This is a genomic window from Epilithonimonas caeni DSM 17710, from assembly GCF_000426465.1.
Taxonomy (GTDB): domain Bacteria; phylum Bacteroidota; class Bacteroidia; order Flavobacteriales; family Weeksellaceae; genus Epilithonimonas; species Epilithonimonas caeni.
The window spans coordinates 75,749-85,830 of record NZ_AUFK01000002.1; the positions used below are offsets into that span (position 1 = coordinate 75,749).

At 36.6% G+C, this 10,082-nt stretch carries 8 protein-coding genes; 5 read left to right on the forward strand and 3 right to left on the reverse strand.

All coding sequences use genetic code 11. From position 1 onward, the window contains the following. Positions 1 to 90: 90 nt before the first annotated feature. Together K319_RS0100875 and K319_RS0100880 are read right to left on the reverse strand one after the other, a co-directional pair. A complete protein-coding gene (locus K319_RS0100875) occupies positions 91 to 687 on the reverse strand; it encodes a hypothetical protein (protein ID WP_027381903.1) in 597 nt (198 codons plus the stop codon). Between the two features lie 93 nt (positions 688 to 780). Continuing rightward, complete coding sequence (locus tag K319_RS0100880; protein ID WP_027381904.1) at positions 781 to 1,284, reverse strand: RNA polymerase sigma factor; 504 nt, start codon at positions 1,282 to 1,284, stop codon at positions 781 to 783. A gap of 578 nt (positions 1,285 to 1,862) precedes the next feature. Here K319_RS0100880 and K319_RS0100885 point away from each other — a divergent pair. From K319_RS0100885 to K319_RS0100905, 5 genes are all read left to right on the forward strand, one after another. Next, complete coding sequence (locus K319_RS0100885) at positions 1,863 to 2,558, forward strand: ATP-binding cassette domain-containing protein (protein ID WP_027381905.1); 696 nt, start codon at positions 1,863 to 1,865, stop codon at positions 2,556 to 2,558. 18 nt (positions 2,559 to 2,576) lie between these two features. Continuing rightward, positions 2,577 to 3,542, forward strand: a complete 966-nt coding sequence (locus K319_RS0100890) for a hypothetical protein (protein ID WP_034671158.1) — start codon at positions 2,577 to 2,579, stop codon at positions 3,540 to 3,542. Between the two features lie 104 nt (positions 3,543 to 3,646). Then, the gene (gene priA, locus K319_RS0100895; protein ID WP_027381907.1) at positions 3,647 to 6,094 is read left to right on the forward strand and encodes a replication restart helicase PriA; all 2,448 of its coding nucleotides are present in this window, start codon (positions 3,647 to 3,649) and stop codon (positions 6,092 to 6,094) included. Between the two features lie 150 nt (positions 6,095 to 6,244). Next, complete coding sequence (dacB, locus tag K319_RS0100900) at positions 6,245 to 7,702, forward strand: D-alanyl-D-alanine carboxypeptidase/D-alanyl-D-alanine endopeptidase (RefSeq protein WP_027381908.1); 1,458 nt, start codon at positions 6,245 to 6,247, stop codon at positions 7,700 to 7,702. Between the two features lie 81 nt (positions 7,703 to 7,783). Beyond that, the gene (locus tag K319_RS0100905; protein ID WP_027381909.1) at positions 7,784 to 9,721 is read left to right on the forward strand and encodes a M1 family aminopeptidase; all 1,938 of its coding nucleotides are present in this window, start codon (positions 7,784 to 7,786) and stop codon (positions 9,719 to 9,721) included. A 71-nt stretch (positions 9,722 to 9,792) separates the two neighbouring features. Here K319_RS0100905 and K319_RS0100910 read toward each other — a convergent pair. Then, a partial coding sequence (locus K319_RS0100910) for an IS4 family transposase (protein ID WP_027381910.1) occupies positions 9,793 to 10,082 on the reverse strand: 290 nt, incomplete at its 5' end.

The window sequence follows — 10,082 nt, forward strand, 5'->3', positions numbered from 1 at the left end:
GCAAATTTACAAAAATTTTCAGCTTATGAAAATTAAAAAGCCTTGCATTCTTAATAAGGGTCGCAAGGCTTTTTGATGATTAAAATGATATTAATCCTGTTTCATTTCATCCACAAGTTTTTCAATTTTATTGATGTATTTTCCGTAGAAATGTTTGAACCACCAGTTTCCTGCAAAGTATAAGACAAATAGACCAAACAAAATAGAAAGCAGGAATTTGAAAGCTAAAAGTCCATCTGTATATTCATGGGTATAGGGGATAGATTCTGTAATTATGATGATTTCGCAAACAAAAAACGGAACAAAACTTAAATAGAAAGACAAATAATATTGTTTGTTCAATTCAAATTGATGTAACAGATCTTTCAGAGAATCCAAGGTTCCTAATGTCGGGTTGCTGATCTCTTTATACAGTTTAAAGAACTTGCTGAAGAAAAAAGCCGTCACCAATGCCATAGACGCCACTAAAACATCGATGTAAAGCCTGAACCGGAAAGGGATTGGAAAAAGCCAAATAACAACTAAAATTATGGGTAGCAACACAATTGTTGACCAAAATTCATAACGCATGTTTTTTCGGATCCTTTCCAATGGATTGTGTATCTGTCTCTGTTTCTCCGGCGAGATCTCCGGTGTCTCGGAAACATCTTCTTTATGCCAAAGTGATTTTATATTATCTAAGTCCATATCTTTGATAGTTGATAGTTGATAGTTGATAGTTGATGCTGTCTTAAAAAAGTTGTCAGGCCGAGGCTCTCGAAGCCTTTTAAAAAAAATCTTTTACCTTTTTTCTTGTTTCTTAATAAGTTCCTTCAGTTTTTCCTTTGCTCGATTCAGTTTTACTCTTGCGTTGCCCTCCGAGATTCCCATCTGTTCTGCCATTTCCTTTCCTGAAAAATCTTCCAGATAATAGAAGATCAAAGCCTTGTCAATAGGATTCAGTTGTTGGATAGATTCGTACATCAGCTTTAGGTTTAGTTCATCTTCGTAGTTATATTCCTCTTCTTTTATTTTGTAGAGCGAGACATCATCGTTTTGGATAAAAGTTCTTCTTTTCTCAGATTTCAGGAATATAATTGCTGTATTTAGAGCGATTCTATAAAGCCAGGTCGAGAATTCTGACTTTCCTTCAAAACTCGAAAAAGACTTCCAGACCTGATAAACGATTTCCTGAAAAAGGTCATTCTGGTCATCACGATTATCCATATACATTTTAGAGATCTTGAAGATGATTCCTTTATGTTTATCGATTTTCTCTAAAAATTCTTTCTCGGATGAACCCATTTCTGTTTTAACTCTATTCGGTTAGTAATGATATCAAAAATTTGTTACAAAATAAATTAAGAAACAAGATAAAAGGCAAAAGAAAAACTCTCCAACCCACAAACACTCCAACTCAAAATAATTATTTGGGCGCCTTTATCCGCCTGTAGTTTATCCTGAGCTTGTCGAAGGGTTCCCGCTTTTTTCTGTCATGGCCAACGAAGTGAAGCGATCTGTTGAACTTTCGGACAACCGCAATGTCAGAAAAAGAGCTCCACTCAGGTCGGGGGGCGCTTCGCCAAGTTTGAACATTTGTCTTTTAACTCATAATCTATGATTAATAATATAATCCACAAAACTTAGCCATCATATTTGTCATTCCGGAGGAATCTAGACTGCTGAGATTCCTATCGGAATGACAAACATACTTTTTTTATTTTCTGTTTTCTTTGCTGAGCGAAGCACCTTCGCGACTCTTAAAAATATTTTCAATAATGTATAAAAATCTTTGCGCTCTTTGCGTTCAAAAAGATGTAGTAATTTTCATATTTTTGTAAAGATTAACGATCATTCATAATTCATCACTTATAACTAACTCGATGTCTTTAAAAATTTCAGGACTTACAAAGCATTTCGGAGAGCAGATTGCGCTCAACGATATCAATATCAATATTGCTAATAACGAAATCATCGGATTACTAGGGCCAAATGGCGCCGGGAAATCCACGTTGATGAAATCCATAACAGGCGTTCTGAAAATCGACGAAGGTGAGATTCTTCTGGACGAAAAAAATATCTCAGAGAACGAAATCCAGTCTAAAAAGAAAATAGGTTTTCTTCCGGAGAACAATCCGCTTTACAACGAGATGTTTGTGAAAGAATATCTGCAATTCGTGGCAAATCTTCACAATATCAAAAAAGAAAGGGTAGAACAGGTGATCGATCTGGTTGGAATTACGCCTGAAAAATCAAAAAAAATCGGGCAGCTTTCCAAAGGTTACAAACAAAGAGTTGGCTTAGCCCAAGCCATTCTTCACGAACCGGATTTATTGATTTTGGACGAACCAACCAACGGACTAGACCCAAACCAGATCGTAGAGATCCGAAATGTGATCAAAGAGATCGGGAAAGAAAAAACCGTGATCTTGTCCACGCATATTATGCAGGAAGTAGAAGCGCTTTGTTCGCGTGTGATTCTCATTCATCAAGGAAAAATATTACAGGATTCACCGATCTCAGAATTCAAAGGGAAATTCGCTAGTTTGGAAGAAGCGTTTCAGAGTTATACAGTTTAGTTTTAATGGCAGATTAAAATGAGCAGTACTACAAAAAAAATTCTGATTGCTATTTTAATTCCGACAGTTTATGCCGTAATTTTAAGATTGCTTTTTGGAATAAAAACTTGGAATGACATTTTTTCAGTAATGTCAATCACATTTTTGTTTTGCTTACCAACAATTGTCGGAGCATTAACGGTTTATCTTTCGGATTATGAAAAAGTAAAAAGTTATACTTATAGATTTTTTATACCTTGGGTTCCTGTTTTTCTTTTTTTAGTAATTACAATGTTTCTTAAAATCGAAGGTTGGGCTTGTTGGTTGATGATTCTTCCAATATTTCTGATTGCGTCATCAATTGGAGGTTTAGTTGGAGGTTACCTTAAGAATAGAAAAGGGAATTCAAATTTAAATGTTTCTCTTTTGGTATTAATACCATTATCAATTGGACCAGTAGAAAGTTTATTTCAGAAAATCCCAGCAACTTATACTGCTTATACGTCTATTGAAATTGATGCGCCGGCTGAGGTTATTTGGGAAAACGTGACAGCAGTTCGGAAAATTGATGAAAAAGATGATAAGGGATATCTTAATAAAATTATTGGCTTTCCAAGACCTTTAGAAGCTGTTTTAAATTATAAAGGAATTGGAGCTTACAGAGAAGCAAGATTTACTAAAGGATTAGTTTTTCACGAAACGGTAAAACAATACGAAGAAAATAAGAAAATGCTTTTTAGTATTAAGGCTTATCCTTATGAGATTCCTTCTACAACATTGGATGAACACGTTGTAATTGGTGGAAATTATTTTGATGTTTTAGATGGAACTTATGAACTTGAAAAAATATCGAATAACAAGTATAAATTAATATTATATAGCCGATTCAAACTCAATACAACATTTAATTTCTATGCTGGACTTTGGGCAAAATGGATTATGAAAGATATTCAAAACAATATATTACAAATCGAAAAAAAACGAGCCGAGTCTTTTAAATCCTAATATTGAAATAATTGCTTAATTGGGCTTTAAATCTTTGCGACTTTATAATATTCTCAATAATTAATAAAAAATCTTTGCGCACTTTGCGTTAAAAATATCACAACTTGAACTTCGCTCAAATCATCCTTCCACTCAATCTCAAAGGGACTTTCACGTACAAAGTCCCAGCAGATTTTTTGGATAAGATCGAAGTCGGAATGCGGGTTTTGGTTCCGTTTCGCGGTAAGAAAATATACACAGGAATTGTTGCAGAATTATTCGATGATTTCGAAGAAACTTTTGTTCCGAAAGAAATCATCAATCTGTTGGACAATCAGCCGATTGTTCCGAAACAGCAGCTGGAATTCTGGAATTGGATGAGTTCCTATTATCTCTGCAATCTGGGCGAAATTTACCGTTTGGCGTTTCCGTCTTCTCTCAAGCTGGAAAGCGAAACTTACGTCAGATTATTGTCAGAAAGAACCATTGACTGGCAAAATCTTGATGCCAATGAAACTTATCTTCTTCAAGCTTTAGAGGTTCGTCAAATGCTGAATTTGCAGGAAATCGAAGCTTTCATTCCCAAAAAGGAGATCATCAAAACCATCAATGCACTGATTGATGAACGATATATTTCTGTTGATGAAAAAATCACGGAAAAATATAAGGCGAAAGAAATTGCTTATCTGAAAATCAATGATGAGGCTTTGGTTTCAGAGAATCTGGCAATGATCCTTTTGAAATTGGATAAGGCTAAAAAACAAAAAGACTTATTCTTAAATATTCTTTCAAAACAAATTGATGATCCGGAAAATCCAATCCGGAAATCTTTGGTTTTTGATGAAGGCAATTTTGTTAATCAGCAACTGAGATCTTTGATAGAAAAAGGTTGGGTCACAGAATATTATCTGGAGAAAGACAGAATCGATTCTTACGAAGGCGAGATTGAGAAAATCGAAGAACTGACAGACGATCAGAAAACTGCGATTTCGGAAATCAACCAAGGTTTTGAGGAAGAGAAAAATGTGCTGCTTCACGGTGTGACTTCATCGGGGAAAACGCATATTTATCTTGAGAAGATTGAAGACTGCATCAATTCCGGGCAAAATGTGTTGTTGCTTTTGCCGGAAATTGCTTTGACCAAACAGATCACAATCCGTCTGGAGAAAAAATACGGCAAAAAACTCGGTTTTTATCATAATAAACTGACAGATTTTGAAAGGGTAGAAGTATGGCGGAAAATCAAGAAAAATGAACTGCAGATTCTCATCGGAACTCGTAATTCGTTGTTCCTTCCTTTTGAAAATCTGGGATTGATCATTGTGGACGAAGAACACGATTCGGCATACAGACAAAGGGACCAGCATTTCTTTTTCAATGCGAAAGATTCGGCGATGATGCTGGCAGAATTTTATAGGTCAAGAGTGATTCTAGGTTCAGCAACACCCTCTTTGGAAAGCTACGATTTGGCGATGAAAGACAAGTTACGTTATGTTTCTATTAATGAAAGATTTGGGAAAGTGGATCTGCCAAGATTTGAGATCATTGATATCAAAGAAGCACAAAATCAAAAAAAGATCGTAGGGAATTTCAGCCAGAAAATGGTTGACGAGATCAATCTTCAGCTTTACCATAAAAAGCAAACCATCATTCTTCACAACCGCCGTGGTTATGCGAATGTCATCGAGTGTGAAACTTGTGGTCACGTGACCTATTGCAGCAATTGCGATGTGGTGATGACCTATCACAAATCTTCCAACGAACTGAAATGCCATTACTGCGGACATCGTGCCTCCAAACCCATGGCCTGCCCAAGTTGTAATAGCGATAACCTTAATACAAAAGGCGTTGGCGTGGAACAAATAGAAGAGGAAACGCAAAAGGTATTTTCTGATGCAGCGGTTGATAGAATGGATGTTGATGCCATGCGAAAGAAATTCGCGTATGAAAAACTTTATGAAAAACTGGAAAACGGAGAAACCGATATTTTGGTTGGTACGCAGATGATTTCCAAAGGTTTGGATTTTGATAATATCGAATTGGTGGCGATCCCCAAAGCAGATTCTTTGATTCACGTTCAGGATTTTCGTGCGGAAGAGAGAGCTTACCAATTGATCACGCAGCTTGCAGGAAGAGCCGGAAGAGTTTCCGGAAATGGAAAGATTTTGATCCAGACTTATAACCCGTCGCATTCTCTTTTTGAATTAATTAAAAATCAGAATGTTAAAGAGATCTATAACTATTTTCTTGTCGAAAGAAAAAAGTTTCTTTATCCTCCATTTGTGAAATTGATAATGATTGAACTGAAACACAGGAAAGAAGACAAAATCAACCGGGCTTCCCAATTTCTAGGTTCGATTCTCAGAAAATATATTCCGGAAGAATGTATCCTCGGTCCGGAGAAATCGCCTATTGCAAGGATGAACAATCTTTATCAATATCAGATCCTTCTCAAATTTCCAAAAAACAAAAACTACAAGATCTACAAAGAATTACTTTTGAAGTCTTTTGATGAGTTTGATGAGATCACGGCTTATAGATCCATCAGAAAAGATATTTTTGTTGATTTTTAACGATTTTTAACAAAATTTCTGGTTTTTTATTACAATTAGCGATATGATCATCGGCAATATTATCTAACTTTACTTAGTTATGATAATAAGATTGATTGATCTTGAGCCATATTTAATAAAAATTCAATAAAAATTGTAATTGTTTTGAGAATGAATAAAATCAGAAATTACGTTTCAATTTTCGCTATTGGTTTTTCCTCATTTGCATTTTCACAAGGGAGCGTCGCAGTTTCTACCTATCCACAAGTTGCTGATCAGCAGAATCTTGTAAAGGATATCACGGCAGAAAAGGCGCTGTTGTCTCCGAAAGAGCAGATCGAGTTTAATATCAATAAAATGTTTACCGACCCGGTTCTTAGGAATGCCAACTGGGGATTTGTGGTCTATGACCCGAAAACGGAGAAAATTGTAACGGCGTATAATGAAACTGCGCCATTGATTCCGGCTTCCACAACCAAACTATTAACCACTGAAACTGCATTTTCACTTCTGGGGACACAGTACAGATGGAATACCCAGCTAGAATATTCGGGAAGTATTGACACGGAAGGTGTTTTGACCGGAAATCTCTACATCGTTGGAAGCGGAGACCCTTCTTTGGGCGGAAACAGAGGTGGTGCCGCAAGCTATGGAGATATTGTCAATCAATATCTAGGGGCGATAAAAGAAAAAGGAATAAAGAAAATTACAGGAGATATTATTATCCAGACTGCTATTTTCAAAGAAAATAAGAAGCAGGAACTTCCACAGAACATCGTTTGGCTGGAGCAAAATAATTATTATTTACCTGTCGGGACAACGGAAGGGATCGAACCAAGAAATGAAAAACTGATCATCAATCAATCTAATAATCCGTTTAACCAGCAAAAAAGATATTTTTATATTTCGCCTTACGCCAAGAAAATGGTTTATGCGGATAAGTTCGAAGGCAATTGGGTAACAACCAAAGTTGCTGAGCCACCAGCTTTTTTGGCTAATAAGCTTAAAGAAAGTTTAGCTAAAAATAAAATCACTGTTGTGGGAAAAGTTACACCTAAAATTGTTGATAGGGAACCCGAACCTAGAGAAATTCTTACAACTTACAAATCTCCGACTTTAGCAGAAATTGTGAATTACACCAACCAGAGAAGTGATAACAGTTATGCTGAGGCATTGTTGAAGTCAAACGGTTTCCAGAAATTAGGTGATCAGACCGTAGAATCCGGAAGGTTGGCTGTAACAGATCATTTGCGGTCTATCGGTTTTGATCTGGAAGGTCTTAATTTTATAGACGGCAGCGGGCTTTCCAGAGCGCATACGGTAACACCGCTTTCTCAGGCCAAATTCTTAGCTAAAATGATGAAATCACCTTATTATAAGGAATACTTCGATTCTTTACCAATCGCGGGACAATCGGGAACGCTTAAGCATATGTTCATGGTAAATTCCAATGGGCAGATCTTTGCTAAAACAGGAACTCTAAATGGCGTGAAATGTTTGGCGGGTTATATTAAAACAAGAAATAATAAAACATTGGCATTTTCTCTATTGATCAACAAGTTTTCAGGTTCTGTAAATCAAGTGAAAGATAGGATGGAGCAATTGCTCGACCCGACTTTAGATCTGTAATTGTCAGTACTTTATAAATAAAAAAACTCACAAGAATTTGTGAGTTTTTTTTGTAGCTTTGAATTCAAATATTTGAATAAAATGAAACAGCTTTATGTATTTTTGATTGTTTTCTTAACAATTGATACAGTTTTCGGTCAATTTGGTAATGTTGACAGGAAAGGTTTGATAGAATCAGAGATGAAAGCCGCATCGAGGTCGGCCTTGGATGTAAATGTCAACCCAAATACACTGAACTATGATCTGCAGTATGTAAGGTTGGAGCTTGATCTGGACCCGACCCAACAATATGTTTCCGGGACAATGACCTCCCATTTCAAGATGTTGGCCAATTCTCCTGATATATATTTTGACCTTGCTAATAATCTGACTGTTTCCAATGTGAAATACCATGGGCAGAATCTGACGTTCCAGCAATTGAATACCGATGAGATCAGAATAAGTTTCCCTGCTTCCTTGACTGCCCAGACCACGGATTCTTTGTATATAACCTATAGTGGAGTTCCAGATGCAAGTGCTGATTCCTTTTCGGCAGATTTTACACCTGCCGGGGATCCTATTTTAGCAACTTTGTCTGAGCCTTTCGGCGCAAGAGAATGGTGGCCGACAAAACAAAGTATGAACGATAAAATAGAGAAGATGGACATTAAAATTACCACACCAGCACAATATACAGTGGGCTCCAATGGGAAATTGATGTCAGAAACTATTTTGGGAAATGGAAAAAAACTGACTTACTGGCAAACTAATTACCCGATTGCGGCTTATCTTTTTGCTTTGGGAATTTCCAATTATACGAAAGTCAATTCTACAATTACTACATCAGAAAGCAGTTTTCCGTTTGTAAATTATCTTTATCCTGCAACGGCAGCGGATGCAAATAGTCAGTATGGTTTGGCCTGGACACCTGATTGTATGCAAAATTTCGAAACCAATTTTGGACCTTATCCTTTCCGAAATGAAAAATACGGGCATATGCAATTCAATTGGGGCGGTGGGATGGAGCATCAAACAATGACCTCGATGATCAATTTTGGACAAGGTCTTATTGCGCACGAACTGGCACATCAATGGTTTGGAGATAAATTGACTTGCGGTAGCTGGAATGATATCTGGCTGAACGAAGGTTTTGCTACATTCGGAGAACATGTTACTTATGAAAAACTACTTATGCCGCCAAGTACATTTCAAAGTTATCTGGCTAACGAAATCGGTTATATAACTAGTGAGGCAGGAGGAAGTGTCTATATACCGGAATCTTCACAACTGGATTTTAACAGGATCTTTAACGGGAGATTATCGTATTCAAAAGGTGGTTTTGTATTGAGGATGATCAAGTGGATTCTTGGTGATGATCAGTTTTATGCCATGTTAAAAGCTTACCAGAATAATCCTGCCTTTGTTTATAATTATGTGAAAACCTCAGACTTCAAGAATTTTCTGAGTTCTTATACAGGAAAAGATTTTACAGAATTCTTTAATGATTGGATCTATGGAGAAGGTTATCCAACCTATCAGATCCGATGGATGCAAAATGCAGCTACCAAACAATTGACGTTCAAGGTTGGGCAGACAAGAAGCAGTCCTTCTGTAAGCTTTTTCGAAATGCCTTTGCCGATCAAAGTATCAGGTTCGGGCGGGCAAACAGCTTATTTTGTCTTGGACAATACTTCCAATAATCAATATTTTACACAAGACGTTGGTTTCACAGTAACAAGTGTTACATTCAATTATGAAAATCAGATCATTACAAAAGGTTCTACAGTAATTAAAGATAATAATCTTGCAGTTAATGATACCAATCAAAAAAACATCAATGTCTATCCGAATCCAGCCAAATCCTCGATCAAAATTTCCGGTTTGGTAAAATCAGCAGATTACGAATTATTCTCAGTTGACGGGAAATTGGTCAAAAAAGGTACTACATATCCCGATTCCGAAATCAACATTTCGACCTTGGTCAAGGGAGCTTATGTTTTGAAGTTCAATGACCAGTCAGTTAAGATTATAAAAGAATAATTAAAAAGTTAATATATCACAAAAAAGCACTTTATAACGTAGTCATGGTCGGAAGAAATTCCGACCATTTTTTATGTTTTAAAAACTTTACCTGGGTCGCCTCCTGCAAATATGATTAGAATAGCAGTTATCATATCCCGGAGCTCCATGGCTATTCGTCTTTTAGCGGTTTTGTAGCCCAGATTATTGGCTTTTTTGTAGATCAACAAAAGCATCGCTGCAATCATTGTCATATAGACCATCACTTCAATCCCGTTCTTGTTCATTGAAACCAGGTGACTTAGGTTGAGTTCCTGTTTCAGGAACCTGAAAAACACTTCAATGTCCCACCGCTTTCTGTAATAATCAGAAATTTCCTTGG

Excerpts from the sequence above, each read along its gene's own strand:
- K319_RS0100875 (WP_027381903.1), bottom strand. The coding sequence starts at position 687 with ATGGACTTAGATAATATAAAATCACTTTGGCATAAAGAAGATGTTTCC.
- K319_RS0100880 (WP_027381904.1), bottom strand. The coding sequence starts at position 1,284 with ATGGGTTCATCCGAGAAAGAATTTTTAGAGAAAATCGATAAACATAAA.
- K319_RS0100885 (WP_027381905.1), top strand. The coding sequence starts at position 1,863 with ATGTCTTTAAAAATTTCAGGACTTACAAAGCATTTCGGAGAGCAGATT.
- K319_RS0100890 (WP_034671158.1), top strand. The coding sequence starts at position 2,577 with ATGAGCAGTACTACAAAAAAAATTCTGATTGCTATTTTAATTCCGACA.
- dacB (WP_027381908.1), top strand. The coding sequence starts at position 6,245 with ATGAATAAAATCAGAAATTACGTTTCAATTTTCGCTATTGGTTTTTCC.
- K319_RS0100905 (WP_027381909.1), top strand. The coding sequence starts at position 7,784 with ATGAAACAGCTTTATGTATTTTTGATTGTTTTCTTAACAATTGATACA.